Source organism: Accumulibacter sp. (assembly GCF_029255285.1).
In the GTDB taxonomy this organism is placed as follows: domain Bacteria; phylum Pseudomonadota; class Gammaproteobacteria; order Burkholderiales; family Rhodocyclaceae; genus Accumulibacter.
The window spans coordinates 1-25,729 of the sequence record NZ_JAPUVI010000022.1 but is presented as its reverse complement, the minus strand read 5'-3'; the positions used below and the strand labels follow the sequence as shown (position 1 = coordinate 25,729).

Genomic DNA, 25,729 nt, shown 5'->3' with positions numbered 1-25,729 from the left:
CGACAGGGAGTGAACAATGAAACAACTGATTCTGGCGGTTTCTCTGGCGGTGATTGCCGCCGGAGTGGCGCAGGCGGCACCGCCGGCACCCAAGGCGCAGGGCATCGAGGGCAAGGACTACAAGTGGAACGCCCAAGAGGGTGAGAAAATCGAAGCGCTGAAGCTCAAAGGCGACAAGAAGCGCGGCGAGGAAGCCTACGAGGTCTGCGGCGCCTGCCACCTGCCATCGGGTGCCGGCCGTCCGGACGGCACTTTCCCGCAACTCGCCGGCCAGCATACGACGGTGCTGATCAAGCAGATGGCCGACATCCGGGCCGGTCTGCGCGACAACCCGACGATGTATCCGTTCGCCGCGACTCTGACCGATCCACAGGAACTGGCCGATGTCGCTGCCTATATCGAGCAGCTCTGCATCCCGCTCGAGCACGGCAAGTACGACGGCAAGGATCTCGACAAGCAACTGGCAATAGGCAAGGAACTGTACGAGAAAGAGTGCAAGAACTGCCATGGCCCGAACGGCGAAGGAGCGAAGGACAAGTTCTATCCGGTGATCGCCGGTCAGCACTACAAGTACCTGTTGCGCCAGATGACCGAGATTCGTGACGGCCACCGGCGCAACGCCAATCCGGATATGGTCACCATCATCAAGAAGTACAACAACGACCAACTCGTCGCCATTTCCGCCTACCAGGCGAGTTTGGTGATGCCGGGCAACATGTGCAAGGCGAAGGCGCCGGCTAAGAAGAAGTAAGCCGGAGCATCGCGGAATGTCGGCCGTACCCGCCAACAAGCAGCACCTGATGGTCGCGGCGCTCACCGCCGTGGCGATGGTACTGATGATCGTCGCCTACTTTTCACCGATCTGGTGGGTCTCGCTGACGGCACCAAACTACCCGCCGGATGCCTTCCCGGACGGCATCCGCATTCATTTTCACTTCAACGGCGTGTTCAACGGCTGCCAGGCGGCCGGCAAGGGAACGCGCATGGCCGGCGAGATCATCCAAAAAGACATTTCGCACGAAGACGAGCGCTACAACCCGATCACCGACAAGGGCAAGGACTTCGACCAGGGTGCGCAGGGGCTCGATTGCGTGCATGAGATGAACACCATCAACCACTATGTCGGGATGTTTCCGATTGCCACCGGCGCGCCAGTCGAGAAGCCGCTGGCCAAGTTCTTCTTCGGCATGTTCACGGTGATGCTGCTCGGATTCCTGTCGCCTCGCCGCAGGACGCGTGTTCTGCTGCTGGCCGTCGGCTTCACCCTCGTCGCCGGCTGGATGCTGGTCGACCAGTATGTGCTGGGCGGGCTGGCGAGGCATGTCGCGCAGTACGTCAGCGAGACCGGAACCTTCTTCAACGAGCCCGAGAAGATCAAGGTATGGGGCGACAAGGTCGCCACGGTCACCCACCTGGTCATTGCCGGCACGCTCATTGCGATGCTGATCCTGGTCGTCGGCGTCGCCCGGATGCGTGGCTTTTCTCTATTGCTGGCGCTGGTTCCGGCGCTGTTGCCGGTCGTCTTCCTCGTCACTTACGCCGGCTGGCTGTGGTTCTTCGGGCACAACATGCATCCCTGGGGCGCCTTCACGCTCAAGCCTTTCATGCCGACCGTCTTCGGTGAGGGCAAGGTGGCGCAGTTCTCCACCTACTCGTACCCCTACTGGGGCTACGCCCTGCTCGTCGTCGTCATGGTCTGCCTTCTGCTGGCGCTGTTGATCCGGCGCCGACAACTGCGCGAGGGGTCGGCGGAGTAGGCCATGTTCAGTCGTCTGCTCGCCGCCGGGCTGGCTGGCGGGCTTGCTCTGGTGGTACTTCCCTCGCCGGGCGCCGAAGACGCACTGACCGCGCTGCAGCGCAGCGGTGCGCGCGGCAGTGGCGGTTCGCCGGTCGGCGAAACGAGCCGCTTCGGTGGCATGGGCGCACCTGCCGCCGCCGGTTGGGGCAGCATCGACGAAACTGCCGCAATCCCGCAATCGCCACGCGTACCGGGGCTGCCTTTCCTGCAGAAACTGATCGACGCGGCGCCCGACGGATCGGTGCTGACACTCGAGCCGGGCCGTTATTCCGGTCCGGTGGTGGTGACCAAGACGCTGACCATAGACGGGAAAGGAAAAGTGACCGTCGATGGTGGCGGCAAGGGGACGGTCTTCGTTCTTGCGGCGAGCCGGGCCGTGCTGCGCGGTCTGCATCTGACCCATTCGGGCGTGTCGCACGATTCCGACGACGCCTGCCTGAACGTTCGCGGCGACCACAACGTGATCGAGAACCTGCGCATCGACGACTGCCTGTTCGGCATCGACCTCAAGAAGTCGAACGACAACGTCGTGCGCGGCAACCACATTCGCTCGAAGCCCTTCGACCTCGGTACGCGTGGCGACAGCCTTCGACTTTGGTACAGCCACCGCAACCTGATCGCCGGCAACGTCATCGAGGATTCGCGCGACATGGTCGCCTGGTACTCGAACGACAACCGCTACCTGGACAACGTCGCCCGACGCAGCCGCTATTCGATTCACTTCATGTTTGCCGCCAACAACCTGGTCGAGGGCAATCGTTTCTACGATAACGCGGTAGGCGTCTACGTCATGTATTCGGGAGGGGGAGCGATTCGCCGCAACCTCTTCTCGCGTGCCAACGGGCCGACCGGCATGGCGGTTGGTTTCAAGGAGGCGTCCGACGTGCTGGTCGAGGACAACGAGATCATCTATTGTGGTGTCGGCGTCGGCCTCGACATGTCGCCCTTCGAGCCCGACAGCACGATCACGATTCGTGGCAACCGAATCGCCTACAACGGCGTGGGCATCAGCTTTCTCGCCGACAAGGAGGGCACCCGGGTCGAGGGTAATGTTTTCGAGGGAAACCTGAGCCAGGTGGCCCTGGGCGACACCGGTAGTGCGCGCCACAACGTCTGGCAGGGCAACTACTGGGACGACTATCAGGGTTTCGATCGCGACCTCGACAACGTCGGCGATCGGCCGCACGAACTCTATGCCTACGCCGACCAACTGTGGATGGAAATTCCCTACGCCCGCTTCTTCCGCAACGCACCGATGATGGAAATGCTGGATTTTCTCGAGCGGCTGGCTCCTTTCTCGACACCCGTCCTGTTGTTGCGCGACGAGCGGCCGATATTCAACAAAGGGCCCGCAAGCGGCCAGGGGTAAGGCAGATGAAGAATCAGCCAAGCACTGAGCAGGGAAACGACGCGCCCGACGCCGAGCCGGTGGCACAGCCTCCGGCGAGCGGCAGGCGGGCACCCGTGCGTGCGCAGAGCACGCGGCGCAAGTTCATTCGCTCGGCGTTCATGGTCGGCGGCGTGCTCGGTCTGGCGATGTTGGGCTACATCCCGGTGGCCAGCGCCAGCAGGTCACGCTTGCGGCCGCCAGGCGCGCTTGAGGAGAGCGATCTCCTCTCCTCGTGCATCAAGTGCGGGCAGTGCGTGCAAGTCTGCCCGGTGGCGGCGATCCGGCTCGACGACATGGCAAGCGGCTTCGGACTCGGCGTCCCGTACATCGATGCGCGTGCCCAGGCTTGCGACTTTTCCTGCGACGCCGTGCAGTGCATCCTGGCCTGCCCGACGGGATCGCTGACTTACCGGAAGCCGGCGTCGCTGGCGACGCGGGCCGGCATGCCGCTGGCCCACGCGCCGGTGCTCAAGGCCAAGGAGATGGACGCCGAACCGACGCTGAACCTGGCCGAGCGCATCGGCGTTGCGCGCCTGTCGCGCCCCGACGCGTGCCTCGCGGTGCAGGGGAGGAGCTTCAGCGGCCTCGCTCGTGGTGCCGACCACCTGGGAAGGCTGCGCGACGTGGCGGTCGATCGCTGGAAGCCGATCGCGCTGCGCGATCATCCCTACGAGCGCGATCTCTGCAATTTATGTGTCAGCGAGTGCCCGATCAAGGACGCAATTACGATGAACGAAACGATTGCCGAGGACGGCAGCAAGCACTATCGCCCGCAAGTGCTTGAGCAATGCGTCGGCTGCGGTGTCTGCGAAATGATCTGCCCGGTCGATCCGGCGGCGATCGTGGTCGAGCCGCGCCAGCCCTGGAGAGCGTGATGAGCCAGCTCGAAGGCCTGCGCGTGATGTTCGGCGCCGCACCGCGCAAGCCCGTCGTGGTGACGCCGGAAGCGAAGCAGGTGCACAGCCTGAAGCGGATGACCAAGGCCGACTTCGAGGCGCTCAAGCAGCATGCCCGCGACCATAATCTGGTGACTCACAAGTGGCGCAACCGGCGCTGGGCGGTCCTGCTTCTCGTCAACCTCCTGTTCACCTTCTCGTTCTGGCTCGACATCCAGATGCTCGAAGGCGCGCTCACCGCCTCGCGCTTGGTCGGCTTTCACCTGATCGACCTCAACTCGGCGCTGCAGGTGATGTTGGCGCACAAGCACATCATCGTCAATCTGTTCATTGGCACGGCCACCGTGTTCGTCATTTGGGCGCTGCTCGGTGGGCGCTCGTTCTGCTCATGGGTCTGCCCCTATCACCTGCTCGCCGAGTGGTTCGAATGGCTACACCTCGTACTGGTGGCGCGCAAACGGGTCAGCGATCACGAGTTCCACCGTGGCGTCCGCGCCGTCTTCTGGGTCGTTTTCGCGCTGCTCGCGATGTCGACCGGTTACACCGTCTTCGAGACCCTCTCGCCGACCGGCATCCTGTCGCGGGCACTGATTTACGGTCCATCGCTCGCGCTTGGCTGGGTTCTGCTGCTCTTGGTTTTCGAGGTCGTCTACTCGCGCCGCGCCTGGTGCCGCTATGTCTGCCCGATCGGCCTGACCTATGGTATGGTGGGCAGCATTTCACCGTTGCGCATCGAGTACCGGCTGGAGAAGTGCTTCCACGAGGGCGATTGCCGCAAGGTCTGTCTGGTGCCGCATGTCCTTGACGTAGTCATCAAGGGGCGGGCCGCCGCACTGCACACACCGATCGGTCCGGATTGCACGCGCTGTGGTCTGTGCGTCGATGTCTGTCCGAGCGGGGCTCTGGTCTTCACGGTCAAGGGCCTCGACAGGCTGCTCTGAGAAAGCGCGCCAATGATCCGTTTTGAAAACGTCGGCAAGGACTTCAAGAAGCATCGCGTTCTTGACGGCGTCAGTCTCGAGGTGGCACTTGGCGAGCGCATTGCTCTGATCGGCTCGAACGGCGCCGGCAAGACGACGCTGATTCGCTGCCTGCTCGGCGAATACACGCATCAGGGCACGGTGACCATAGCCGGCCATTCGCCACGCGACGAGCGGACGCGGGTGCTCGGCAAGGTCGGCTTCGTTCCGCAGCTGCCGCCGCCGCTGAAGATGCCGGTCGGCCAACTGGTCAAGTTTGCGGCCGCCGTTTGCCGTTCCGACGCCGAATGCATCCGCGCTGTCGCCCGTCGGCTGGGGCTTGCGGTCGACGAGATCCTGGCACGGCCTTTCAACCGCCTGTCGGGCGGCATGAAGCAGAAGCTCCTGATCGCCATCGCCCTGGGTCGCGACACCCAGTTGCTCGTGTTGGACGAGCCGGCGGCGAACCTCGATCCAGAGGCGCGGCACATCTTTTTCGGGCTGCTGGCCGAGCGGCTCGACAATACGACGATGATCATTTCCAGCCACCGCCTCGACGAGGTCGCGTCTCTGGTCAATCGCGTCGTCGAAATGGACACCGGCCGAATCGTGCTCGACGATCGCGTGGCCGAAGAGTCGAAGCTGTCGGCGCTCTTCGAGGTACACCTGACCCTGTCGCGCGCCGATGCCGCTATCGCCAAGACGCTCGGTACGTGGCAGTTTGTCGATCGGCGTGACGGGGTCGAGTGGCACGGCAGCGTTTCCGGCCCCGATCGGCTGCGCTTTCTCGGCATGGTTTCGCGCTACGTCGGCCTGCTGTCGCGTATCGAGATGCAGGAAGTGGATTCGCGGGTCGTCCTGCAATGAGGCGGTGGAACGCGTGAAGCGACGTCGTTTCCTGGCCGCCTTGCTGGGTAGTGGCGTCGGGCTTTCGCTTACCGGCTGCGGCGGCGAGCCGGCGAGCGGGCCGGTGGCCATCAAGTGGGACCGGGATACCGATGCGCGCTGCGGCATGGTGATCAGCGACCAGCGTTTCGCTGCGCAGATTCGCGATCCCGAGCACAAGATATGGAAGTTCGACGACATCGGTTGTGCGGTCTTCTGGTTGGCGCAACGGACTTTCGACGAGCAAACGGCGGGTACCGAGTTTTGGGTCGCCGACTATCGCGCCTCCGGCTGGCTCGACGCTCGCCAAGCGCATTATCTGCCGGGAAAGAAGAGCCCGATGGGCTACCATTTTGCGGCCCTGGCCGTTCCCGAAGCCGGTACGCTGTCGTATCCGGAAATGAAGCAGCGCCTTCTGGCGCGCGGCAAGTGAGGCCGCATCCATGAAAGCACTGCTGCTCACCGCCCGTCTGGACATCGTCGAATCCTTGCGCGCGCGCTGGTTCCTGATCTATAGCCTGGTGTTCGGCGGCATCGTCGCTCTCCTCTTTGCTTTTGGCCTGACCGAATCGCGCGTCCTCGGTTTCATCGGCCTGTCGCGCCTGCTGGTGACCTATATCCAGTTGACGATGGCGATCCTGCCGGTGTTCGTTCTCATTACGACGGTGCGCTCGGTGGCCGGCGACCGCGAAGCGGGCGTCTTCGAGTACCTGCTGTCGCTGCCGGTGTCGCTCGCGGCCTGGTTCTGGGGCAAGATTCTCGGGCGTTACGTCACCATTTTTCTACCCGTCTTCGCGGCCATGCTGGCCGCCGTGCTGTGGTCGCTGTTCAAGTCGATCGACGTGCCATGGGCGATGTTCTTCTACTACACCGGCCTGCTGGCCAGCATGGCCTGGTGCTTTCTGGGTATCGGCATGCTGATTTCGACGCTCGCGCGCGGCACCGACGTCGCACAAGGCGCCGCCTTCATGGTCTGGCTGTCCATGCTGCTGTTCCTCGATCTCATCCTGCTCGGCGTCATGATCCAGGGACGCGTGGTGCCGGAAGTGGCGGTCGGCATCGCGCTCCTCAATCCGCTGCAGGTTTTCCGCACCGCCGCGCTGGCGATGTTCGACCCGCAACTGATCGTCCTCGGCCCTTCGGCCTATGTCATCCTCGACCTCTTCGGCAACGGGGGCTATCGCCTCTACGCTTTGCTCTACCCGCTGGCGATCGGTTCGCTGTGCGCGCTGCTCGGTTATCTGACCTTCCGTCGCAGCGATCTGCCATGACCCGACGAGAGGTCGTGAAAAGCCTGTTCGTTGTGCTGTTGCTGTTAGCGCCGGCACTTCTCAAGGCGGTCGACGACCCGCCGTCGACCGCGGCGCTCTTTGCGTTGACGCTGAACACCGCCGATGGCCGGGCATTCGCCCTGGCATCGCTCAAGGGCCAGCCGCTGGTGATCAATTTCTGGGCCCGCTGGTGCCTACCCTGTCGTCGGGAGATTCCCGACCTCACCGCCGTACACGCCGAGTACCAGGGACGCGGCTTGGTCGTCGTCGGCATCGCGGTCGAGGAGGAGGGCAAGCGCGACGGTGTGCGCGACTTTGCGCGTGCCTACGACCTGAACTACCTTTCCCTGATCGGTGGTCTGGAGACCAGCGTGCATCTGATGCAGGCACTGGGGAACGGCAAGTCCGGCCTGCCGTTTTCCGTGGTCATCGACCGGCGCGGCACTATCCGCAGCAGCAAACTCGGCGCGATGAGCCGGCCAGAAATGCGCGCCGCAATCGAGGCTGTCCTGTGAGCGGGGCCGAACCGCGAGACTCTCGTGCCGGGGACGCGACATCTGAGGCCCTCAATTTGCAGAAACTTGGGAAGAGGCTTGCCGCCAAGCGGCCCGTGTGCCGATAATGGCTGTTGCCGAGGCGGCTCATTGCCGTTTTCTGTGTGCTGTTCGAGCCATGACGATGAACCGACTCTTTGCCCTGCTTTGGATTTTTCTGCTGGCCGGCTGTGCTGCACCGCCTTTGCGCGGCACTGGCGATCTCGGTGTGGTCATCGAGCGTGCCAGCGGACACGTGACGCTCGTCGATACGACCCGGCGTCAGCCCTACGCGCGCATCGGCGATCTCGGCGACCTGTCGCACGCCTCGGTAGTCTATTCACGCGACGGTCGCCATGCCTACGTTTTCGGCCGCGATGGCGGCTTGAGCAAGGTCGATCTGCTCGCCGCGCGGGTCGTCCAGCGTGTTCTGCAGTCCGGCAATGCGATCGGTGGTTCGATCTCGCAGGATGGGCGCATCGTCGTTGCGCAGAACTACAGTCCCGGCGGAATCAAGGCCTTCGATGCCGAGACGCTCGAGTTGCTCTCCGAAGTTCCAGCCGAGTACGCTCCGGGAAGCTTTTCAAAGGTCGTCGGCTTGGCCGATCTGTCGAGCCAGCGCTTCGCCTACGCGCTGTTCGATGGAGGGGAGATCTGGGTAAGCGACTTCTCCGATCCGCGGCGGCCGACGACACAGCGCTTTGCGGCGGGCCTGCAGCCGTATGATGGACTTGTCACTCCCGATGGGCGCTACTACTTGGCGGGCTTGTTCGGCGAGGATGGCGTCGCTCTGCTCGATACCTGGCGGCTGGAGCAGGGGAGTCGCCGTATTCTGGGAAACTACGGGCGTGGCCAGGAAAAACTACCAGTCTTCAAGATGCCGCACCTGCGCGGCTGGTCGATGGCGCAAGGCAACGCTTATCTGCCGGCCGTCGGGCGGCACGAGGTGCTGGTCGTCTCCGGCCGTGATTGGCAGGAGGTCGGCCGCATCAAGGTCAGGGGGCAACCGGTTTTCGTCATCGCGCGCCCCGACGGCCGACAGGTGTGGGTCAACTACGCCTTCCCCGACAACGGCTGGGTCGAGGTGATCGACACGCTGACCGGCCAGGTGGTACGCAGCCTCGAGCCGGGCAAGGCGATCCTGCACATGGAGTTTACGCCGCGCGGCGAGGAGGTCTGGATTTCGGCCCGCGACGACAACAAGGTGCTGATCTACGATACGGCGACGTTCTCCAAGATCGGCGAGTTTGCCGCGCAGGCGCCGAGCGGCATCTTCTTTACGAGCCGCGCCGGCCGGACGGGATTTTGACGGCCATGACCGACGGTGCGCTCGACTTTCGTCTGTTGAACGACTTTCAGCGCGATTTTCCGCTCTGCCCGGCACCCTTCGCCGAACTGGCGGCGCGGCTTGGCGTCGCGGAAGCTGCTGTCTTGCGAGTCCTCGATGCGTTGCGCCGCGAAGGCAAGGTGGCGCGTGTCGGCGCCGTCTTCGCGCCGAAGCGGATCGGCGCTAGCACCTTGGCCGCGATGGCCGTGCCGGCCGACAAGCTGGCGGCGGTGGCCGCGGCAGTCAACCGCTTTCCCGAGGTAAACCACAATTACGAGCGCGAGCACCGTTACAACCTTTGGTTCGTCGTTACGGCCGGCTCCGAGGGCCGCCTGCAGGCCGCTCTGGGTGCCATTGCTCAGGCGACGGATTGCCCGCTTCTCCAGTTGCCCCTGCTTCAGGAATACCATATCGACCTCGGTTTCTCGCTCGACGGCAAAACCGACAAACCGATTCCTCCGACGGTGACGCGGCAGGCTTTCGTGCCTCCAACACCCCTCGGCGAGCTTGAACGTCGACTGGTGATGGCGCTGCAGGAAGGGCTGCCATTGTTCATCCGGCCTTTTTCCGTGCTCGCCAGCCGTGTCGGCTGCGACGAGGGCGAGGTCATCGAACGTATCCGCCGCTGGTGCGCCGAGGGAATCATCAAGCGCTTCGGCGTCATCGTGCGGCACCGCGAACTCGGTTACACGGCCAACGCGATGTTGGTGCACGACATTCCCGACGAGCGGGTCGGCGAGGTCGGCGAGAATCTGGCGCGCGAACAGGGAGTCACGCTTTGCTACCAGCGTCCCCGCGTTCTCCCGGAATGGCGCTACAACCTGTTCTGCATGATTCACGGTCAGGCGCGCGCCGAAGTCGAGGCGAACATAGCCGAACTGCGCCGCCGTCTGAACCTCGGTGGCTACGCTTACGACGTATTGTTCTCGCTTACCCGTTTCAAGCAGGCTGGCGCACGCTATGCGTGAGGCGGACGAGATCGACGACACGGATCGCGCGATCATCGATCACCTGCAGGGTGGTTTTCCGATCTGCGAGCGACCCTACGCCCAAGCCGCCAGTGAGTTGGGAATCGGCGAGGAGGAACTACTCAGACGCCTCCAGGGGATGCTCGACCGGCGCGTGCTGACGCGCTTCGGGCCGCTGTTCCAAGTCGAGCGTATGGGCGGCGCCTTCGTCCTGGCGGCGATGAGCGTTCCCGCAGCCGACTGGCAGAGGGTGGTCGAGGTCGTCAATGCGTTCCCCGAGGTGGCTCACAACTACCGGCGCGAGAGTGAGCGCGATTGCCGGTTCAATATGTGGTTCGTGCTGGCTACCGAAACCGCCGACGGCATCGGGCGCGCCGTGCAGGCGATCGAGGAGGCCAGTGGCCTGCCGGTGCTTACGTTGCCGAAGCTCCGCGAGTACTTCGTCGAAATGAAACTCGCGGTACGCGGATGAACGCCGACATCGACGGCACGGACCGACGACTCGTGCTGGCCACCCAGGGTGGGCTGCCGCTCGTCGCCCGTCCCTACCACCAGCTGGCGGATCGGCTCGACATTCCTGCCGAAGAAGTGATGGCGCGTCTTTCGCGCCTGTTGGCGAACGGAGTCATCCGCCGCATCGGTGCGGTTCCCAACCACTATGCGATCGGCTACACGGCGAACGGCATGAGTGTCTGGGACGTGCCCGACGAGCGAATCGACGAACTTGGCGCGACGGTCGGCCGGCTCGACTTCGTGACGCACTGCTATTACCGTCCGCGCCGGCTGCCACACTGGCCGTACAACCTTTTTGCCATGGTGCATGGCGTTTCACGCGCGGAAGTGCGGGCCAAGGTGGCGGTGATTGCCGAACTGGTCGGGTCGGCCAGCCCGCACGACGTCCTTTTCTCGACCGGCATTCTCAAAAAGACCGGCCTGCGGATCGGCCGCTGACCGGCGGCGGCTGGCCTCGCCGGCGGCCGGTTCCAGCGTCGGCCGTGTCTGGTGCGAAGGGGCTGGCGGTCAACTGCCGGGTGCCTGGGGAGTCTTCAACACCTCCTTGATTTCCTCGAGGCTAGCGGGGACACGGTTGATTATCGCGTCGGCTGCTTGCCGGTTCGCTCGAGTGACGATTTCGGACAACTCGCGCATCTTGTTGACCGCCGTCTCGAAAGCCTTCTTGGCCATTTCCGCCTCGGCGACAACGAGTTGTTGTGGCGAGCTGACCTTCGGTAACTGACCAAGGGTGGCCGTCAATTCCTGCACCGTTTCCTGCAGAATCCTGACCTGCCACTCGCCAACCGCCTTGATTCCCTCGAGTGCCGCCCGATTGGAGGCGCTCAAGGCCTCCAGGTTGTCACGCTGACTGGCCACCAGGGCGTCCATGTTGACTCCCGGGACCTTGAGTCCGGCGAGAATGTTGAGCAACTGTTCGCTGCCTTTGCTGACATCCAGGCTGGACATCGACTTGAGCCAGTCACTCAGCAGTTTTGAAGCATCTGTCATTTTATTCGTCCTCCGTTCGAGTTGTGCCGACAAATTGAACCGCCATGGCCGCTGTTTATTTCGCGTCGGCATTCGACAATAAACGTCGGCCTGTCTCTCCGCCTCCCGGCCCGTCAGTCGGCCGCCACGTCGAGCAAGCTCTGACCACCGGCGAGGATGTTGACCATCTGGGCGACCGCTTTGATCTGCTGGCCGCGCATCGTGTGGTAACCCTCATGGGTGTAGTTCTGACCCCACCAGTCCCAGCATCCGCGTGGATTGACCGGCACGGTTGCGCGCGCCTGAATCTGCGGATAGAGAACGATGAGATCGTTGGCCTGCGCCCATTCGTTATAGCCCGCAAACTTGGCAAACAGATTGCCGGAGTGGCCGCTCCGCCGGTCGGTCAGACCGCCCTGCTGGCACCCATGGAAGGCGACGTGCAGCTTGCATGGCCGGCCCTCTTTACAGCTCTTGGGGATGAAGACATAGCCCTCCCTGGCCATCGAGGCGTTCTGCAAGGCGTTATACGGAATGCTGGAGAACTTGGCGAACACCTGTCGCTGGTCGAACGCCTGGAGGTCGCCTTCCGCTACCGGGAGGCGTCCGGCCGCCAGCGCCGCGGCGCCGTAGATGCGCCTGAGGATGGCGCCAGCCAGATCGACATCCTGGAGATCCCGGCACGCCACCTCCTTGCCAGCCGGCGGGCAGGCTTCACCGGCCGGCCGGTTCGCACAAAGGCAGCCGTTCTTCTGCTCGTAGCGTTTGGCGACCGCCTCGCAATCGTCGATGTAGGCATCACCGTCCGTCGCCGGTGCCGGCGGGATGGCGCAGGTGCCGACTACCTGGCCGGCAGGTTTGTCGAAACTGTCCCTGACCATGGTGTGGCGGGCGGGGAAGGTTCGGTTGTAGTCGATGTTGCTTTTATCCAGGCCGGCCTTGTCGGCGTCCGCGTAAAAATGAAAAACGGTGTCCATCACCGTATGGGGAACGAGGTCGTCGTACGCTGCGCTGATCAGATAAACCTTGTCGTTCCTCAGATTGGCAAGCGGCTTGATGTTCCCCGCAGCCTCTTGCTTCTTGGCTTCGGCGAACGACGCCCGGGCCGCCCGTTCGACTTCGTCCGGATTCTTCGGCGCCATGTTGGTCTTGCCACACCACTGGGCATCCAGCCCGAGCTGCTTGCACTCGCGCAGGGCAAACTGACTGCATTTGGCCACCGCATCGGAAATATTGCCGCGCGCGCAGTAATACGGGCCACCGGCGACGATGCCCGCACCCATGACGTGCTCCGAATGTGCGACGTGAAACTGGTGGGCCATGAACCCACCCGACGAGATGCCGGAAACGGAAATTTGCGCCACATCGATGCGCACGCCTGTGACCAGATCTTCGAGCGGTGGGGCCGCCACCGCGTAGCGTGCTGCGCCCGCTGTGCCGAAGGCAAGCGCCGCGAACAACAACCGCACCCCAGCCTTGCTCAACCCGCGTTTGGGCATCGTGCTCCCCCCTGGTGATCAGATCTTTGCTTCCCGGCATGCCGAAACTTGCCCGCCGCGGCTGGTGACGCCCTTCGGATGCCGATCCGCCGGGCGCCGATCGACGACGGCGGTATCGAGGGTGAACTCGGCAAGGCGTCGACCTGCGGCAGCGCACGTCAAGCATAGGCGATGAGCGGCGGATGTCAACGATTGAGCGATCCTACCGTCACGCGGGAGATCGCGGATGGCCCGGCGGTGGCCAGCCCGGCAAGCGTCAAACCAGTTGGTAATGACGCCGGTGTCCACTACCGTGGAGGCGAGTACGGATCCGGTGGCGAGGCGCCACCGTCGCCGGCTGGCGGTCGGGATCAAAAGGAAAAACGCTGAAAGAACGACTTGGCGTCCCAATCACACAGCTTCTTGCCCACCGGGTAGAGCGCTTCGCCGGCCAGAACCCGGTAGGGCGCCGACCATTCCTCGCCGCTGCGCGCCGAGAACTCGCGGCTGGCGCAGTTGAGCGTGCTCTCGGTCCCCGGGTCGCTGGCCTCCGGCGAGGTATAGAGCTTGAAAGTGGCAACGTCATTCTTCATCTTGACCGCCGCCTCGTCCAGGAAATACGGCGATCCTTCGATTCTGATCCGTGCTGTCGCGCCGCTGTCGGCGGCGTGGCCGATCGCCGTTGCGGTCAGCGAAACAAGCGCCATGGACAGCCTGGCGACGAGATTCATCTTATCGGGCATGCGTGATTTTCCACTTTCGGTTGCTGGCGAGCCAGGGAGGTTCCCGGCAGTGAGGAGCGTCCGGGAAAACTGGCTGGCAAGCGGGAGTATAGGTGGCGCTGTGAAGCCCGGTCAATCGCCGGCATTCATCGGTCGTTCCGCGCGGCACAGGTGGGTGCCGCAGCCACGTCTTCACCCAGTGCGCCGCCGCAACTCGAACCCTGACCAGCGGTGCAGCCGTAGCAGTGATCGGCAACCCGGATCGGCCAGCCGTCGAGCAGCGCGGCGTTCAGGTCGGTGATGTGCAGTCGGGTGCCCCTGACCTTAGCGATCGGCAAGCCGAGCTGCTGGTTGAAGTCGCAGTCGTAAAGATAGCCCTGCCAGTCAACCGACAGCAGGTTGCGGCACATTACCTGCTCGACGTTCTCCGCCCGGTGCGCGCTGCGCAGCAACTGCATGTAGCCGTTGAATTGGCCCTTCGAAACCAGCATCGATCCGAAGCGCTGGATCGGCATGTTGGTCAGCGTGAACAAATGGTTGAAAACGACGCCGAACTTGCCGCCCAGATGCTCCCGGTAGGCGGCCGCCAACGGCCCCTGTGGCGGTGGCAATGCCGGGCCCTGCGGATTGAACACCAAGTTGAGAACGAGCCCGCTCTCGGTCATGCCGTAACCGAACGCGTTGAGGCGTCGTAGGCCGCGGAGGCTGGTTTCGAAGGTTCCCTTGCCACGTTGCCGGTCGACATTCTCCTCGAGGTAGCAGGGCAGCGAGGCGACCACTTCGACGTGATGCCGGGCAAGAAAGTCCGCCAGATCCTCCTGCCCCGGTTCTTCGAGAATCGTCAAGTTGCAGCGGTCGACGACGCGCAGGCCCCGCTGTCGCCCGGCGACGACCAGACGCCGGAAGTGCGGATTCAGCTCGGGGGCGCCGCCGGTCAGGTCGAGTGCTTTGACTTCCGGGCTGGCCGCGATGAAGGCGAGCAAGGCATCGACCGTTTCGGCGGTCATTTCCTCCTTGCGTTGCGGCCCGGCGTTGACGTGGCAATGCAGGCAACTCTGGTTGCAGCGGTAGCCCAGATTTACCTGCAGGGTTTCCACCGAGCGCCGGGTGAGCGGCGGAAAGTCGGTGCTCAAGAGAAGCGGCAGAGTGGCGTGCATGGTGGATTGTTCTCCAGTTGATCCGGGGTTGGCTCTTCCTGTCTTGGTCGCTAGAGAACGCACTTCCTTACAAGCCCTTGGAGTGACGGCCGACAGGCCAGGTCATCGGTCGACTAGGGAAACACCGGCAATTGCTGCAATCCGTCGTCTTCCGGAAACCCGAACATGATGTTCATGTTCTGTACTGCCTGGCCGGCCGCTCCTTTGACCAGATTGTCGATCACCGACAGAACGACCAGAGTCTTCCCACCCTGGGGGCGATGTATGGCGAGACGACAGGCGTTGGCAGCGCGCACCGAACGTGTATCGGGATGGGATCCAGACGGCAGAACATCGACGAAAGTTTCGCCACGGTAGCGCTGCTCGAAAATTTCCTGGAAATCGGCTTCGCGCTGGATTCGCGCATAGAGCGTAGCATGGATGCCGCGGATCAACGGAGTCAGATGCGGAACGAAGGTCAGGCCGACCGGAAGTCCGGCCATGATCGACAAACCTTGCTGGATCTCGGGCAGATGGCGATGTCCCGGGACGGCGTAGGCCTTGAAGTTATCCGAAGCTTCCGCGAACAAGGTCGCGACCTCGGCTTTGCGTCCCGCCCCGGAGACGCCTGACTTGGCATCGGCGATCAACTGGTCGACGTCGACCAGTCCCGCCTCGAGCAGCGGCATGAAGCCCAGTTGCACCGCGGTCGGGTAGCAACCGGGGTTGGCCACGAGGCGCGCGTCGCGAATGGTGGTACGCGCCTTCTCCGGCAGTCCGTAGACCGCCTGCTCGACCCAGCGCGGGCTGGCGTGTCGCATCCCGTACCAGCGCTCCCAGGTGGCAACGTCCTTGAGGCGGAAATCGGCCGCCAGATCGATGACGCGCACCCCGGCGTCGAGCAAGGGCGGCGCCTGTTCCATCGCCACGCCGTTGGGTGTGGCGAAAAACACCAGATCACAATCCTGCAGTTTGGCTGTCGTGGGATCTTCGAACTTGAGGTCCAAGCGCCGCCGCAAGCTCGGGAACATGCTGGCCACCGGCGTCCCGGCGTCGCCACGCGAAGTGATGGCCACAATTTCTGCCCGCGGGTGCTGGGCAAGCAAACGCAGCAACTCGACGCCGGTATAGCCGGTGCCGCCGACAATTCCAATCTTTATCATGAAAGCCTCCGCGATAGCGGTCGATGACGGATCCCGACCGGCAAAAATCAAAAAGCCGCCTCGCGGGCGGCTTTCGTCTTGTAGCCTGGCCGAACCTGATTAGCGCTTGGAGAACTGCTTCCGACGACGTGCCTTGTGGAAACCCACCTTCTTACGTTCCACTTCACGCGCGTCACGGGTGACGAAACCGGCTTTCGAAAGCGTCGGCTTCAACGAAGCGTCGTATTCGATCAGGGCTCGCGTAATCCCGTGCCGTACGGCTCCCGCCTGTCCCGATTCGCCGCCGCCGCCAACGTTGACCATGATGTCGAAGCCCGTCAGCTGCTCGACCAACTGGAGTGGTTGCCGGACGATCATGCGGCCGGTCACGCGGGTGAAAAACTCATCGACGGGTTTGCCATTGACGACAAAACCACCGCTGCCGCGCTTCATGAAAACACGCGCCACAGCGCTCTTCCGCCGACCCGTGCCGTAAAAGTAGTTTTCAGCCATGGTGATCCCTTAGAGTTCCAGAACTTTCGGCTGCTGGGCCGCATGCGGGTGCGTGGCACCTGCGTAGCATTTCATCTTCTTGATCATTGCGTAACCGAGCGGCCCCTTGGGGAGCATCCCCTTCACGGCTTTTTCGAGGACGCGGCCCGGAAACCGTTGCTGCATCTTGGTGAAGTTCGTTTCGTAAAGTCCGCCCGGGTAGCCTGAGTGGCGGTAGTATTTTTTATCTTCAGCCTTGTTTCCCGTGACACGCAGCTTTTCGACGTTGGTGACGACGATATAATCGCCCGTGTCGACGTGCGGTGTGAATTCGGGCTTGTGCTTACCACGTAAGCGGCGAGCGATCTCGGTCGCAAGGCGTCCCAGCACCTTGTCCGTTGCATCGACCACAAGCCACTCGCGCTGTACTTCGTGTGGTTTGGCGGAGAAAGTCTTCATCAAAAGCGCCGTCCTTTTTGCCTGATAGCGGAAAGCCCGGCATCTTATTGCACAGTCGAGATCGCTGTCAATTGCTGATTCGCCTGGGCGTGATGACGATGGTTCGTCCACGGCGCCTGTCGGGGCATTGCCGTTGCCGACGTGACGTGGGCCGAACACTGCGGCGTGCCGGGGTGGCTTGACCCGGCACGCCGCAGACGGCATGCTGGCACCGCCGTAGAAGACGTTCCGTTCGCCGGTGCACGGCTGGCGGCCGAGAACGATCAGCGCTTTGCTCAATCCGCTTTGCTCAATCGATTCCCACGGGAGGACAAAATGCCCGAACAACACCAGTCCGCAGCCGATTCCCCGGCCGGAAGCGCGGGTTCGATGCCGCGCTATTGCTGCCAGCCGATACAGGCGCCACGACAGTTCGCTGCGGAGGTCGGTCCGCAACGCGCCCGCGCCATCGTCGCTGGCGGCAAGAAATGGGTCAATGGAAGCGTGCTGACTTTCCATTGCTTTCAAAGCGGAGATTCCGTATCTGACGCCTGGAAGGGTAGTGCCGTCGACATCGCCGAGGTCAGGCTGGCTTTTCAGGCCTGGTTCAAGCTGGGCATCGGTATCAGCTTCAGGGAAGTGGCTCGCCCCGAAGAGGCGACGATCCGTATCGGCTTTGACCCGGCAGGCGGTTCGTGGTCTTTCGTCGGGCGGGACACGTTGAACATTCGTCAGCCGCTGCAGCGCACGATGAACTTCGGCTGGCCGCTCAACACCGCGTACGGACGTGATACGGCGATGCACGAAATCGGCCATGCGCTGGGACTCGAGCATGAGCACCAGAACCCGTTCGCCGGTATCCGTTGGAACGTCGAGGCCGTGCGCCGATACTTCTCGGGACCACCCAACAACTGGGACGCCAAGAGCATCGACTGGAACATCCTGCGCAAGATCAACCCGGCCGAAGTCAAGGGAAGCCGCTGGGACCCGGATTCAGTCATGGAATACGCCTTCGGTCCCGGCCTGATCAGTGAACCGGCCGCCTACCGTGCGGGCCTGCAACCGAAAGGTGGGCTCTCGGCGGCGGACAAGGAGTGGATCGTCCAGTCGTATCCCCGGCCGCCGGAGCTTGCCATGTTGAGTGTTGGCGTGGCGCAAAGACTGGCGATCAAGCCCGGTGAGACGAGGATCTTCGGTTTCTCACCGCCCGAGACGCGGCTCTACCACGTCGCCACCTCGGGAACTTCGGACACGGTGATGGTACTGTTCGAGGCAACGCCCACCGGCAACGTTCAGATTGCGGCGGATGACGACAGTGGCACCGACGCGAACGCACGTATCGATGCGTCCCTGACCGCCGGCCGGACTTACCAGATCGGTGTCCGCCTGTACTATGCCGCGCAGGCCGCGGAGACTGCGGTCACGATCTGGTAAATGCTGTCGAGGCATTGCCGATGGCCGACCTGATCGAACGCACGCTTCTCGCCGGCGTGCCGGCCTTGCTGGTACGGCCTGCCGCGATACGGGAACGGGCGCCGACGGTGCTCTGGTATCACGGTTTTGGTGCCGACAAAGACACGCATCTGCCCGAGCTGCGTCGCTTCGCCAACGCGGGACTGCTGGCCGTCGGGGTCGATGCCGTCGATCATGGAGAGCGGCGAGCCGCGGCGGCGGATTTGGCGCAAGGCACGGCTCGATCCGCCGCCGACAGCGAACGCGCGTTCGAATTGCTGGTTGGCGGCACAGTCGCCGAAGTGCCGGCGCTGATCGACGCGCTGCTCGAGCGAGGCACGACCGATGGCGAACGGATCGCTGTCGCCGGGGTCTCGATGGGCGCCTGCATCGTCTATGGCGCGATTCCCCGCGACCGTCGCATTCGTGCCGCCGTTGCGCTGTTGGGATCGCCGGAACGGAACTCGCTGGACGACGCAGGGCCGGAGGTTGCCCGTTTCTTTCCCACCGCCCTGCTTTCGATCACCGCCGGGCGGGACAGCATCGTTCCACCGGCGGCAGCGCGGGCGCTGCATTGCCGTCTGGCGCCATTCTACGATCGCGCGCCGGATCGCTTGAGCTACGTAACCATTCCCGGCGCACCGCATTTCATGTGCGCCAAAGACTGGGAAGACGCGATCGGTGAGACTTGCGAGTGGCTGTGCCGCTTCGCGAAGGAGTGAATCTCCGCCGCTTGCGAGCCGCGGCGGCCCGGTCCTATGTCCGCTCTGGCAACAGGCCGTTGGCGACGACGAAAGAGACGATCTCCGCCAACCCTTGTCCGGTCTTCATGTTGCTGAAGACGAACGGCCGCTCGCCGCGCATGCGTCGGCTATCGCGCTCCATCACTTCGAGCGACGCACCGACCAGTGGCGCGAGATCGATCTTGTTGATCACCAGCAGGTCGGAGCGGGTAATCCCCGGCCCGCCCTTGCGCGGTATCTTGTCGCCGGCAGCGACGTCGATGACGTAGATCGTCAGGTCGGAGAGTTCGGGGCTGAAGGTGGCCGCCAGGTTGTCGCCGCCCGACTCGACGAAAACGATCTCGATATCGGGGAAGGCGGTGGTCAGCCGGTCCACGGCTTCGAGATTGATCGACGCGTCCTCGCGGATCGCGGTATGCGGGCAACCGCCGGTTTCGACGCCGAGGATGCGCTGCTGCGGCAGCGCGGCCTGCTGGACGAGGAAGCGCGCGTCTTCGGCCGTGTAGATGTCGTTGGTCACCACGCCGAGGCTGTAGCGCTCGCGCAGGGCGAGGCACAGGGCGAGGGTGAGCGCCGTCTTGCCGGAGCCGACCGGACCGCCGATGCCGATACGCAGCGCGGGCCGTGGGCGGATGGGTGGGTCGTTGTCGTTCATGATCGGAAGAGTCTCGAGTATTGCGTTTCGTGGTGGCTCGACGCCAGCGCGAAAGCGGGGGCGAAGTTGCTCCATGCCGCCTCGGGCAGTTCGATCGCCTGCTCGGCCAAACCCGGAATGCGGCCGCCGAGCGACAACAGCAGACGCTGCCCGGCCGCCTGCCCGAGGGGAACGGTCTTCAGTGCGGCCATGACCTGGTTTTCGCACCAGGACCAGAGATAACCGACCAGCGAGTCGACCACCGGGATTTCCCAGACCGCGCTGGCCAGTGCCCACGCGCTGGGGAAAGCCACTTCGGGCAGGGCGTCGAAAGCGGGCGGTAGCGGAAAGTCATCGAGTTCGTGCAGCAGGCGGCGCAGCGAATAACCCATCTGTACCGTCTCGGCGCGCAACTCGGACGACTCGCGACTGGCCAGGAAGTCGGCGTTCAACCGCTCGACCTCGGCCACCTGGCCTGCCGCCCAGGCGCGCTGCAGGCAGGCCGCCAGAGGGGCTTCGAAGCGCCCGACGGCGTTCTCCAGCAGCCCGGCGATCCATTGCTCGCCACTCGCCTGGTCGTGCACCAGACCCGCTTCGACCGCCCATTCCAGGCCTTGCGAGTAGGTGTAGGCGCCCACCGGCAGGGCCGGGCTGGCGAGTTGCAGCAGGCGGGGCAGGGCAGGATTCACTTGAATTCGTGGATCTTCGCCGGCGAGCGAGGCGTGCCGTGTCCGGGGTCGTGCGGAGCAGCGGGCGCGGCGGCCGCGTCACGCCGCGGCCGGTAGGCGTGCCGTGCGCCATCGGCGTGCGAGTGGCTGCCGTAGGCACCGCCCTCGGGATCGAACGCCGCCTGCACCTCCTCCACCCAACAACCGAGCCCGATGAGCATTTCGGCCAGCACATGATCGGGCTGCAAGCGCAGGCAGTCGTCGGCCAGTTGCACCGGAACGTGCCGGTTGCCGAGATGATAGGCGGCCCGCATCAGTTGCCGACTGTCGCCGGCGCGCACTTCGAGCAATTCTTCCGGCGCGGCTTCGACCGCGACGACGAGCCCGCTGCCGGTGAGCAGGCGATCGCCGTGCCGCAGGACGGTGCCGGCCGGGAAGACGTAGCCCAACGCCTCGCCACTCGCCAGCGTCACGCGCTGGCGGCTCTTGCGACGCGCATCGTAAGGCAGCACCAGACGGTCGCCGGCCGGAGCACCGGCGGCGGCAAACGATTGGGCAAAAAGCATCCGCCCCTCAGAAGAGAAAGTAGCGTTGCGCCATCGGCAGCACGCTGGCCGGTTCGCAGAGCAGGAGTTCGCCGTCGGCGCGCACGACATAGGTTTCCGGATCGACTTCGATCTTCGGCGTCGCGAAGTTATGCACCATATCCCGTTTGCCGATGCCGCGCGTCCCGCGCACGGCCACCAGCGGCTTGCTCAACGACAGCGCCGCCACCTCGGGATTGTCGAGCGCCGCCTGCGAGACGAAGGTCACCGAAGTCTTCAGCGCGCGCCCGAAGGCGCCGAACATCGGCCGGTAGTGAACCGGTTGCGGCGTCGGGATCGAGGCATTCGCGTCGCCCATCGCGGCGGCGGCGATCATCCCGCCCTTGAGGATCAGCGACGGCTTGACGCCGAAGAAAGCCGGCTTCCAGAGCACCAGGTCGGCGAGCTTGCCGACCGCGATCGAACCGACGAGGTGACTGATGCCATGCGTGATCGCCGGGTTGATCGTGTATTTGGCGAGATAGCGCTTGACGCGGAAATTGTCGTCCGCCGTGTCGCTGGCGACCGCCGCGGCCGTCGTCGCCGCGGCCAGATGCCCACGCTGCGTCTTCATCTTGTGCGCCGTCTGCCAGGTGCGGATGATCACTTCGCCGACGCGGCCCATCGCCTGCGAGTCCGACGACATCATCGACAGCGCACCGAGATCGTGCAGGATGTCTTCGGCGGCGATCGTCTCGCGCCGGATGCGGCTTTCGGCAAAAGCGATGTCCTCGGCAATCGCCGGGTCGAGGTGGTGGCAGACCATCAGCATGTCGAGGTGTTCGTCGACGGTGTTGACGGTGTACGGGCGCGTCGGGTTGGTCGACGAGGGCAGAACGTTGGCCTCGCCGACGGCGCGCAGGATGTCCGGCGCGTGTCCGCCGCCGGCGCCCTCCGTATGGAAGGTGTGGATCGTCCGCCCCTGGAAGGCCGCCAGCGTCGTTTCGACGAAACCCGATTCGTTGAGCGTATCGGTGTGGATCGCCACCTGCACGTCCATCGCGTCGGCCACCGCCAGGCAGTTGTCGATCGCCGCCGGCGTCGTCCCCCAGTCCTCGTGCAGCTTGAGGCCGATGGCACCGGCGCGCACCTGTTCGCGCAGCGGTTCGGGGAGCGACACGTTGCCCTTGCCGAGGAAACCGAGATTCATCGGAAACGCCTCGGCCGCTTCGAGCATGCGGTGGATATGCCAGGGCCCCGGCGTGCAGGTCGTGGCGTAGGTGCCAGTCGCCGGCCCGCTGCCACCGCCGAGCATCGTCGTCACGCCCGACATCAGCGCCTCGTCGATCTGCTGCGGGCAGATGAAGTGGATATGGCTGTCGATGCCGCCGGCGGTGACGATCATCCCTTCGCCGGCGATGATCTCGGTACTGCCGCCGATGGCGATCGTCACGCCGGGCTGGATGTCGGGATTGCCGGCCTTGCCGATGCCGGCGATCATGCCGCCCTTGATGGCGATGTCGGCCTTGACGATCCCCCAGTGGTCGACGATCAGCGCATTGGTGATCACCGTGTCGGCGACCTCGGCGGCGACCCTCTGGCCCTGTCCCATGCCGTCGCGGATCACCTTGCCGCCGCCGAACTTGACTTCCTCGCCGTAGATCGTGAAATCCTTCTCGACGGCGATCCACAGATCGGTGTCGGCGAGGCGGAGGCGGTCGCCGACGGTCGGCCCGAACATTTCGGCATAGGCCTGGCGCGAGAGGCGGATGCTCATTCGAGGGCTCCCATGACGGCGGCAGTGAAGCCGTAAACCCGGCGCTCGCCGGCCAGCGCGACGAGTTGCACGCGGCGCGTCTGCCCGGGCTCGAAGCGCACCGCCGTACCGGCGGCGATGTCGAGCCGGAAGCCGCGCGCCGCCGCCCGGTCGAAGGCCAGCGCCGCATTCGTTTCGGCGAAGTGGTAGTGCGAACCGACCTGGATCGGTCGGTCGCCGGTGTTGGCGACGACGAGCCCGATCGTCCCGCGTCCGGCATTGAGTTCGATCTCGCCGGGCTGGACGAGCATTTCCCCAGGAATCATGGTCGCCTCCTCAGATGATCGGGTGGTGGACGGTGACTAGCTTGGTGCCGTCGGGAAAGGTCGCCTCGACCTGGATGTCGTGGATCATTTCCGGCACGCCCTCCATCACCTCGTCGCGGCCAAGCAGCGTCGTTCCGTAGCTCATCAATTCGGCCACCGTCAGGCCATCACGGGCGCCTTCGACGATGGCCGCGCTGATCAGCGCGACAGCTTCCGGGTAGTTGAGCTTGAGGCCACGCGCGCGCCGTCGTTCGGCGAGCAACGCGGCGGTAAAAATCAGCAGCTTGTCTTTCTCTCTCGGTGTCAGTTCCATGGCTCCCTTTCAGCAGAATCAGGTACTCCAGAGGCGCGGCGGCACGGCCAACCGGCCCAGCGCCAGCGGCCGCAGGCGCTGCCAGACTTCGGCCAGCCACGCCCTGGCCGGTTCGGCGGCCGGCCCCAGGCAGCGCGCCACCAGCACGCCGGGCAGCGCCGTGACGCCGGCATGCAAGCCGGCGGCCGGCGGCACGGCACGGCACGCCGCCAGCCATTCCGGCTCGACCGGGCAGCCAGCGAGCAGCAGCGTGCCGCTCACCGGCAGGCCGCCGAGGCCGGCCGTCGCCGCCAGCCACGGCGAACCGCCACGCAGACCGCCGCGCTCGATCCACAGCGGCCGCCCGGCCTGCTCGATGCGCGTCGCCAGATCGAGCCGGCCGTGCGCGAAACGCTCGCCGCTGGCCGTCCGCCCCAGGCAGAGGATGTCCCAGCCACAGAACAAGGCCCCGGCGGCCAGTTCGACGCGCGTCTGCAGCTCGGCCTCGGCGCCGTCGAAAACGATCGTCTCCTGCGGCAGCCACTCGACGATCGCCTGCGCGTCGACGCGCAGCTGCACGGATTGCCGCGCGCACCGGCCGCCGGAACGATACCACTTGCCGGCGCCCGGTGTCGTCAACTGCGCGTGCGCCCCCGCCGCCGCGGTCAGCCTGATTTCCAGACTGTCACCGCCGGCGACGCCGCCCGGCGGATGCAGGACGATCGCCTGGCAGACCGCCGGCCCCTCCGGGTACAGCGCCTTCTGCACGCGCAGCGGCCCGAAATGTTCGCAGCGGGCGAGCAGCGTGCGCTCGCCGCGCCGTTCGAAGTCGAGCGTCAGGCGGGCCTGCCAGCCCGGCCGTGCCGCTTCCTCGATCGCCCGCGCGGCGCCGGACGCCAGCCGCAGGCTCTCGCTCAATCCGCCCACCGCCGCGCGCGCGCCGAGCCGAGCGACGAACGCGCCCGCGCCGGCCTTGGGGCCGGCCGCGCAGGGGAGAGCAGACGGCCGCTCATGATCTCGCCGAGGAGATGTTCGGGCAGATCGAAAGGATCTTCGTGGAGCGCGGGTTTCTCCTGTCGCCGATCTGCGCTTCGGCAGCGTCGGGCAGCGCCAGAGCCAACGCGTCGCCTTCCGGCTCACCGAGCGGGATGGCGACCCATGCCGAGCTGTCGACGACCATCGTCAGCGCGGCAATCCGTCCGCACCCAGCCCGAGGATCTCCGCCTCGGGGCGTTCATCGAGCACGGGCAGACGAGCCGCGTGCGCGGCAATCGCGCGGATACGAGCCAGCTCGAGGTCGGCGTCGGACTGGCTGGCGGGAAGGCTGCGCAAGGCGTCGAGTTGCAGGATGACTTCCTGATTGAGCGAACGGCGGTCAGCCTGCGCCTGTTGCTTCAACCACAGGTGCAAGTCGGCAGGCACATCGCGTAAGGTGAGGTTCGGCATGGCTTGAGCAGGGACATCGCAAGAACGGCACTTTAGCATCGGCCAGCCGTGTGCGGGCGAAACGCGGCTGTGCAGCCCGCCAGGCGAGCGCGTCTTCGAAGCGAACGCTTCGGGAGCGGCGACGTTTCGCGCCAGCCGCACCGCTCGCCGGCGTCGAGCCAGGCCCACTTGCAGGACGAAAATGCGGCGGTCACGTGCCCGCCCGTCCCCTGGAACGATGGGTTGGGCATCGCGACGGCGAGAGTTACAAGCGGTCCCCGTATTCCTTGACGGCGACAGCTAACGCCGAGTCGAGCCATCGGGAGAACGCGGGCTCTATGTCGTCAACATTGGTCTTGTACGTGAATACGAGTGGCTCAAGCGAACAAACGAAGAAGTTCTCCGATGCTGACTGCCTATCCTCGGAGTCCTCAAACGACTCTAATCTCGCGAATGCGGTGGCTTCCATGATGCCTGACTTGTACCAACGGGCATTGTTGTGGTCTTGACCACCGTCGATGACGTGAAATTCCGCTGCAGCGACAGCCGACACGGCCGTACCCAACTGGGTAAATGCGACTTCGAGGGCCGCGTGTGCGCTTGAGCGGAGCTGCTGCGCAACGACGTTGACTCGCCTAAGCTCTGCATGGCGCTCCAATCGACGTTTCCCGAACTTGTCTGCCAGCCCTGCGATAACCCCGCTTGCCGCTGGCGCATCCGCACGAGGCTTGATTGACGCTCGCGTAGGCGAGCTTCTTGTCGCGAATCAGGTGCAGCAGGTGGGCCTGGACTTCCTCGACACGCAAATCCGCCGCCGATCGGCGGTAGTACTTTGCCAGTTCGACCGTAAGCGTCCGACACAGCCACCCCCTCGGGGGCGACGCGCTCAGGCTGTCGTCTTCAGTGGCAGCAGTTCGTCGATGCGGCTGTTCGGCCAATTTGGGAGCTTTTCGAGGGTCTCGGTGAGCCAGGCCATCGGTTCGATCCCGTTC

At 64.5% G+C, this 25,729-nt stretch carries 32 protein-coding genes; 15 read left to right on the top strand and 17 right to left on the bottom strand.

The window, feature by feature from the left end:
- The first annotated feature begins 16 nt into the window (after nucleotides 1-16).
- The 13 genes from Q1M07_RS01610 (at nucleotide 17) to Q1M07_RS01550 (ending at nucleotide 10,978) form a co-directional block, all read left to right on the top strand.
- The gene (locus Q1M07_RS01610) at nucleotides 17-751 is read left to right on the top strand and encodes a c-type cytochrome (RefSeq protein ID WP_300449708.1); all 735 of its coding nucleotides are present in this window, start codon (nucleotides 17-19) and stop codon (nucleotides 749-751) included.
- A gap of 16 nt (nucleotides 752-767) precedes the next feature.
- Complete coding sequence (locus tag Q1M07_RS01605; RefSeq protein ID WP_300449705.1) at nucleotides 768-1,757, top strand: hypothetical protein; 990 nt, start codon at nucleotides 768-770, stop codon at nucleotides 1,755-1,757.
- Between the two features lie 3 nt (nucleotides 1,758-1,760).
- Nucleotides 1,761-3,167 (top strand): nitrous oxide reductase family maturation protein NosD, encoded by a 1,407-nt coding sequence (gene nosD / locus Q1M07_RS01600; RefSeq protein ID WP_300449702.1) that lies wholly within the window; start codon nucleotides 1,761-1,763, stop codon nucleotides 3,165-3,167.
- Between the two features lie 5 nt (nucleotides 3,168-3,172).
- On the top strand, nucleotides 3,173-4,063 hold the full coding sequence (locus Q1M07_RS01595) for a 4Fe-4S dicluster domain-containing protein (RefSeq protein WP_300449699.1): 891 nt from the start codon (nucleotides 3,173-3,175) through the stop codon (nucleotides 4,061-4,063).
- The gene (locus Q1M07_RS01590) at nucleotides 4,063-5,025 is read left to right on the top strand and encodes a NapH/MauN family ferredoxin-type protein (RefSeq protein WP_300449697.1); all 963 of its coding nucleotides are present in this window, start codon (nucleotides 4,063-4,065) and stop codon (nucleotides 5,023-5,025) included. The genes Q1M07_RS01595 and Q1M07_RS01590 overlap by 1 nt, the downstream gene beginning before the upstream one ends.
- Nucleotides 5,026-5,037: 12 nt before the next feature.
- A complete protein-coding gene (locus Q1M07_RS01585; RefSeq protein ID WP_300449694.1) occupies nucleotides 5,038-5,910 on the top strand; it encodes an ABC transporter ATP-binding protein in 873 nt (290 codons plus the stop codon).
- Nucleotides 5,911-5,923: 13 nt separating this feature from the next.
- Nucleotides 5,924-6,361 carry a protein NosL gene (locus Q1M07_RS01580; RefSeq protein WP_300449691.1) on the top strand — a complete coding sequence of 146 codons (438 nt, stop codon included), beginning with the start codon at nucleotides 5,924-5,926 and terminating at the stop codon, nucleotides 6,359-6,361.
- A gap of 10 nt (nucleotides 6,362-6,371) precedes the next feature.
- On the top strand, nucleotides 6,372-7,199 hold the full coding sequence (locus tag Q1M07_RS01575; RefSeq protein WP_300449688.1) for an ABC transporter permease subunit: 828 nt from the start codon (nucleotides 6,372-6,374) through the stop codon (nucleotides 7,197-7,199).
- 14 nt (nucleotides 7,200-7,213) lie between these two features.
- On the top strand, nucleotides 7,214-7,714 hold the full coding sequence (locus tag Q1M07_RS01570) for a TlpA disulfide reductase family protein (protein WP_300449685.1): 501 nt from the start codon (nucleotides 7,214-7,216) through the stop codon (nucleotides 7,712-7,714).
- Between the two features lie 163 nt (nucleotides 7,715-7,877).
- The gene (locus Q1M07_RS01565; protein WP_300449682.1) at nucleotides 7,878-9,041 is read left to right on the top strand and encodes a cytochrome D1 domain-containing protein; all 1,164 of its coding nucleotides are present in this window, start codon (nucleotides 7,878-7,880) and stop codon (nucleotides 9,039-9,041) included.
- Nucleotides 9,042-9,046: 5 nt separating this feature from the next.
- Complete coding sequence (locus Q1M07_RS01560; RefSeq protein ID WP_300449679.1) at nucleotides 9,047-10,027, top strand: AsnC family transcriptional regulator; 981 nt, start codon at nucleotides 9,047-9,049, stop codon at nucleotides 10,025-10,027.
- Nucleotides 10,020-10,499, top strand: coding sequence for an Lrp/AsnC family transcriptional regulator (locus tag Q1M07_RS01555; RefSeq protein WP_300449676.1), 480 nt, complete (start codon nucleotides 10,020-10,022; stop codon nucleotides 10,497-10,499). The genes Q1M07_RS01560 and Q1M07_RS01555 overlap by 8 nt, the downstream gene beginning before the upstream one ends.
- On the top strand, nucleotides 10,496-10,978 hold the full coding sequence (locus tag Q1M07_RS01550; protein WP_300449673.1) for an Lrp/AsnC family transcriptional regulator: 483 nt from the start codon (nucleotides 10,496-10,498) through the stop codon (nucleotides 10,976-10,978). The genes Q1M07_RS01555 and Q1M07_RS01550 overlap by 4 nt, the downstream gene beginning before the upstream one ends.
- A gap of 69 nt (nucleotides 10,979-11,047) precedes the next feature.
- Here Q1M07_RS01550 and Q1M07_RS01545 read toward each other — a convergent pair whose 3' ends face one another.
- The 7 genes from Q1M07_RS01545 to rplM all read right to left on the bottom strand — a co-directional run bounded on the left by Q1M07_RS01545 (nucleotide 11,048) and on the right by rplM (nucleotide 16,938).
- On the bottom strand, nucleotides 11,048-11,530 hold the full coding sequence (locus tag Q1M07_RS01545) for a phasin family protein (RefSeq protein ID WP_300449671.1): 483 nt from the start codon (nucleotides 11,528-11,530) through the stop codon (nucleotides 11,048-11,050).
- 113 nt (nucleotides 11,531-11,643) lie between these two features.
- Nucleotides 11,644-13,008: a hypothetical protein gene (locus tag Q1M07_RS01540; protein WP_300449667.1), complete on the bottom strand. Its 1,365-nt coding sequence runs from the start codon at nucleotides 13,006-13,008 to the stop codon at nucleotides 11,644-11,646.
- 350 nt (nucleotides 13,009-13,358) lie between these two features.
- A complete protein-coding gene (locus Q1M07_RS01535; RefSeq protein ID WP_300449664.1) occupies nucleotides 13,359-13,730 on the bottom strand; it encodes a hypothetical protein in 372 nt (123 codons plus the stop codon).
- 125 nt (nucleotides 13,731-13,855) lie between these two features.
- Nucleotides 13,856-14,866 (bottom strand): arsenosugar biosynthesis radical SAM (seleno)protein ArsS, encoded by a 1,011-nt coding sequence (gene arsS, locus Q1M07_RS01530; protein WP_300449661.1) that lies wholly within the window; start codon nucleotides 14,864-14,866, stop codon nucleotides 13,856-13,858.
- 113 nt (nucleotides 14,867-14,979) lie between these two features.
- Nucleotides 14,980-16,008, bottom strand: coding sequence for an N-acetyl-gamma-glutamyl-phosphate reductase (gene argC / locus Q1M07_RS01525; protein ID WP_300449659.1), 1,029 nt, complete (start codon nucleotides 16,006-16,008; stop codon nucleotides 14,980-14,982).
- Nucleotides 16,009-16,107: 99 nt separating this feature from the next.
- Nucleotides 16,108-16,500 carry a 30S ribosomal protein S9 gene (gene rpsI, locus Q1M07_RS01520; RefSeq protein ID WP_300449654.1) on the bottom strand — a complete coding sequence of 131 codons (393 nt, stop codon included), beginning with the start codon at nucleotides 16,498-16,500 and terminating at the stop codon, nucleotides 16,108-16,110.
- A gap of 9 nt (nucleotides 16,501-16,509) precedes the next feature.
- The gene (rplM, locus tag Q1M07_RS01515; protein ID WP_300450207.1) at nucleotides 16,510-16,938 is read right to left on the bottom strand and encodes a 50S ribosomal protein L13; all 429 of its coding nucleotides are present in this window, start codon (nucleotides 16,936-16,938) and stop codon (nucleotides 16,510-16,512) included.
- Nucleotides 16,939-17,253: 315 nt separating this feature from the next.
- Between rplM and Q1M07_RS01510 the strand changes: the two genes are divergently transcribed.
- Both Q1M07_RS01510 and Q1M07_RS01505 read left to right on the top strand, forming a co-directional pair.
- Complete coding sequence (locus Q1M07_RS01510; protein WP_300449651.1) at nucleotides 17,254-18,351, top strand: M12 family metallopeptidase; 1,098 nt, start codon at nucleotides 17,254-17,256, stop codon at nucleotides 18,349-18,351.
- 20 nt (nucleotides 18,352-18,371) lie between these two features.
- Nucleotides 18,372-19,091: a dienelactone hydrolase family protein gene (locus tag Q1M07_RS01505; RefSeq protein WP_300449648.1), complete on the top strand. Its 720-nt coding sequence runs from the start codon at nucleotides 18,372-18,374 to the stop codon at nucleotides 19,089-19,091.
- A 34-nt stretch (nucleotides 19,092-19,125) separates the two neighbouring features.
- Here the strand turns inward: Q1M07_RS01505 and ureG are convergent, their stop codons facing one another.
- The 10 genes from ureG to Q1M07_RS01455 form a co-directional block, all read right to left on the bottom strand.
- Nucleotides 19,126-19,767: an urease accessory protein UreG gene (gene ureG, locus Q1M07_RS01500; RefSeq protein ID WP_300449645.1), complete on the bottom strand. Its 642-nt coding sequence runs from the start codon at nucleotides 19,765-19,767 to the stop codon at nucleotides 19,126-19,128.
- Nucleotides 19,764-20,435 (bottom strand): urease accessory protein UreF, encoded by a 672-nt coding sequence (locus tag Q1M07_RS01495; protein ID WP_300449642.1) that lies wholly within the window; start codon nucleotides 20,433-20,435, stop codon nucleotides 19,764-19,766. The genes ureG and Q1M07_RS01495 overlap by 4 nt, the downstream gene beginning before the upstream one ends.
- Nucleotides 20,432-20,980 (bottom strand): urease accessory protein UreE, encoded by a 549-nt coding sequence (ureE, locus tag Q1M07_RS01490; RefSeq protein WP_300449639.1) that lies wholly within the window; start codon nucleotides 20,978-20,980, stop codon nucleotides 20,432-20,434. Before ureE ends, Q1M07_RS01495 begins: the two co-directional genes overlap by 4 nt.
- Nucleotides 20,981-20,987: 7 nt before the next feature.
- Nucleotides 20,988-22,715 (bottom strand): urease subunit alpha, encoded by a 1,728-nt coding sequence (ureC, locus tag Q1M07_RS01485; protein ID WP_300449636.1) that lies wholly within the window; start codon nucleotides 22,713-22,715, stop codon nucleotides 20,988-20,990.
- Complete coding sequence (locus Q1M07_RS01480; RefSeq protein WP_300449633.1) at nucleotides 22,712-23,020, bottom strand: urease subunit beta; 309 nt, start codon at nucleotides 23,018-23,020, stop codon at nucleotides 22,712-22,714. The genes ureC and Q1M07_RS01480 overlap by 4 nt, the downstream gene beginning before the upstream one ends.
- A gap of 10 nt (nucleotides 23,021-23,030) precedes the next feature.
- The gene (locus Q1M07_RS01475; RefSeq protein ID WP_300449630.1) at nucleotides 23,031-23,333 is read right to left on the bottom strand and encodes an urease subunit gamma; all 303 of its coding nucleotides are present in this window, start codon (nucleotides 23,331-23,333) and stop codon (nucleotides 23,031-23,033) included.
- Nucleotides 23,334-23,351: 18 nt separating this feature from the next.
- Nucleotides 23,352-24,230: an urease accessory protein UreD gene (locus Q1M07_RS01470; RefSeq protein ID WP_366983874.1), complete on the bottom strand. Its 879-nt coding sequence runs from the start codon at nucleotides 24,228-24,230 to the stop codon at nucleotides 23,352-23,354.
- 91 nt (nucleotides 24,231-24,321) lie between these two features.
- On the bottom strand, nucleotides 24,322-24,492 hold the full coding sequence (locus tag Q1M07_RS01465; protein WP_300449627.1) for a hypothetical protein: 171 nt from the start codon (nucleotides 24,490-24,492) through the stop codon (nucleotides 24,322-24,324).
- Between the two features lie 2 nt (nucleotides 24,493-24,494).
- Nucleotides 24,495-24,758 carry a hypothetical protein gene (locus tag Q1M07_RS01460; protein ID WP_300449625.1) on the bottom strand — a complete coding sequence of 88 codons (264 nt, stop codon included), beginning with the start codon at nucleotides 24,756-24,758 and terminating at the stop codon, nucleotides 24,495-24,497.
- 865 nt (nucleotides 24,759-25,623) lie between these two features.
- A partial coding sequence (locus Q1M07_RS01455; protein ID WP_300450200.1) for a transposase domain-containing protein occupies nucleotides 25,624-25,729 on the bottom strand: 106 nt, incomplete at its 5' end.

What these genes read in the sequence shown, in the direction of transcription:
- Q1M07_RS01610 (WP_300449708.1), top strand. Translation starts at nt 17, where the DNA reads ATGAAACAACTGATTCTGGCGGTTTCTCTGGCGGTGATTGCCGCCGGA.
- Q1M07_RS01605 (WP_300449705.1), top strand. Translation starts at nt 768, where the DNA reads ATGTCGGCCGTACCCGCCAACAAGCAGCACCTGATGGTCGCGGCGCTC.
- nosD (WP_300449702.1), top strand. Translation starts at nt 1,761, where the DNA reads ATGTTCAGTCGTCTGCTCGCCGCCGGGCTGGCTGGCGGGCTTGCTCTG.
- Q1M07_RS01595 (WP_300449699.1), top strand. Translation starts at nt 3,173, where the DNA reads ATGAAGAATCAGCCAAGCACTGAGCAGGGAAACGACGCGCCCGACGCC.
- Q1M07_RS01590 (WP_300449697.1), top strand. Translation starts at nt 4,063, where the DNA reads ATGAGCCAGCTCGAAGGCCTGCGCGTGATGTTCGGCGCCGCACCGCGC.
- Q1M07_RS01585 (WP_300449694.1), top strand. Translation starts at nt 5,038, where the DNA reads ATGATCCGTTTTGAAAACGTCGGCAAGGACTTCAAGAAGCATCGCGTT.
- Q1M07_RS01575 (WP_300449688.1), top strand. Translation starts at nt 6,372, where the DNA reads ATGAAAGCACTGCTGCTCACCGCCCGTCTGGACATCGTCGAATCCTTG.
- Q1M07_RS01565 (WP_300449682.1), top strand. Translation starts at nt 7,878, where the DNA reads ATGAACCGACTCTTTGCCCTGCTTTGGATTTTTCTGCTGGCCGGCTGT.
- Q1M07_RS01560 (WP_300449679.1), top strand. Translation starts at nt 9,047, where the DNA reads ATGACCGACGGTGCGCTCGACTTTCGTCTGTTGAACGACTTTCAGCGC.
- Q1M07_RS01555 (WP_300449676.1), top strand. Translation starts at nt 10,020, where the DNA reads ATGCGTGAGGCGGACGAGATCGACGACACGGATCGCGCGATCATCGAT.
- Q1M07_RS01550 (WP_300449673.1), top strand. Translation starts at nt 10,496, where the DNA reads ATGAACGCCGACATCGACGGCACGGACCGACGACTCGTGCTGGCCACC.
- Q1M07_RS01545 (WP_300449671.1), bottom strand. Translation starts at nt 11,530, where the DNA reads ATGACAGATGCTTCAAAACTGCTGAGTGACTGGCTCAAGTCGATGTCC.
- Q1M07_RS01540 (WP_300449667.1), bottom strand. Translation starts at nt 13,008, where the DNA reads ATGCCCAAACGCGGGTTGAGCAAGGCTGGGGTGCGGTTGTTGTTCGCG.
- Q1M07_RS01535 (WP_300449664.1), bottom strand. Translation starts at nt 13,730, where the DNA reads ATGCCCGATAAGATGAATCTCGTCGCCAGGCTGTCCATGGCGCTTGTT.
- arsS (WP_300449661.1), bottom strand. Translation starts at nt 14,866, where the DNA reads ATGCACGCCACTCTGCCGCTTCTCTTGAGCACCGACTTTCCGCCGCTC.
- argC (WP_300449659.1), bottom strand. Translation starts at nt 16,008, where the DNA reads ATGATAAAGATTGGAATTGTCGGCGGCACCGGCTATACCGGCGTCGAG.
- rpsI (WP_300449654.1), bottom strand. Translation starts at nt 16,500, where the DNA reads ATGGCTGAAAACTACTTTTACGGCACGGGTCGGCGGAAGAGCGCTGTG.
- rplM (WP_300450207.1), bottom strand. Translation starts at nt 16,938, where the DNA reads ATGAAGACTTTCTCCGCCAAACCACACGAAGTACAGCGCGAGTGGCTT.
- Q1M07_RS01510 (WP_300449651.1), top strand. Translation starts at nt 17,254, where the DNA reads ATGCCCGAACAACACCAGTCCGCAGCCGATTCCCCGGCCGGAAGCGCG.
- Q1M07_RS01505 (WP_300449648.1), top strand. Translation starts at nt 18,372, where the DNA reads ATGGCCGACCTGATCGAACGCACGCTTCTCGCCGGCGTGCCGGCCTTG.
- ureG (WP_300449645.1), bottom strand. Translation starts at nt 19,767, where the DNA reads ATGAACGACAACGACCCACCCATCCGCCCACGGCCCGCGCTGCGTATC.
- ureE (WP_300449639.1), bottom strand. Translation starts at nt 20,980, where the DNA reads ATGCTTTTTGCCCAATCGTTTGCCGCCGCCGGTGCTCCGGCCGGCGAC.
- ureC (WP_300449636.1), bottom strand. Translation starts at nt 22,715, where the DNA reads ATGAGCATCCGCCTCTCGCGCCAGGCCTATGCCGAAATGTTCGGGCCG.
- Q1M07_RS01480 (WP_300449633.1), bottom strand. Translation starts at nt 23,020, where the DNA reads ATGATTCCTGGGGAAATGCTCGTCCAGCCCGGCGAGATCGAACTCAAT.
- Q1M07_RS01475 (WP_300449630.1), bottom strand. Translation starts at nt 23,333, where the DNA reads ATGGAACTGACACCGAGAGAGAAAGACAAGCTGCTGATTTTTACCGCC.
- Q1M07_RS01465 (WP_300449627.1), bottom strand. Translation starts at nt 24,492, where the DNA reads ATGGTCGTCGACAGCTCGGCATGGGTCGCCATCCCGCTCGGTGAGCCG.
- Q1M07_RS01460 (WP_300449625.1), bottom strand. Translation starts at nt 24,758, where the DNA reads ATGCCGAACCTCACCTTACGCGATGTGCCTGCCGACTTGCACCTGTGG.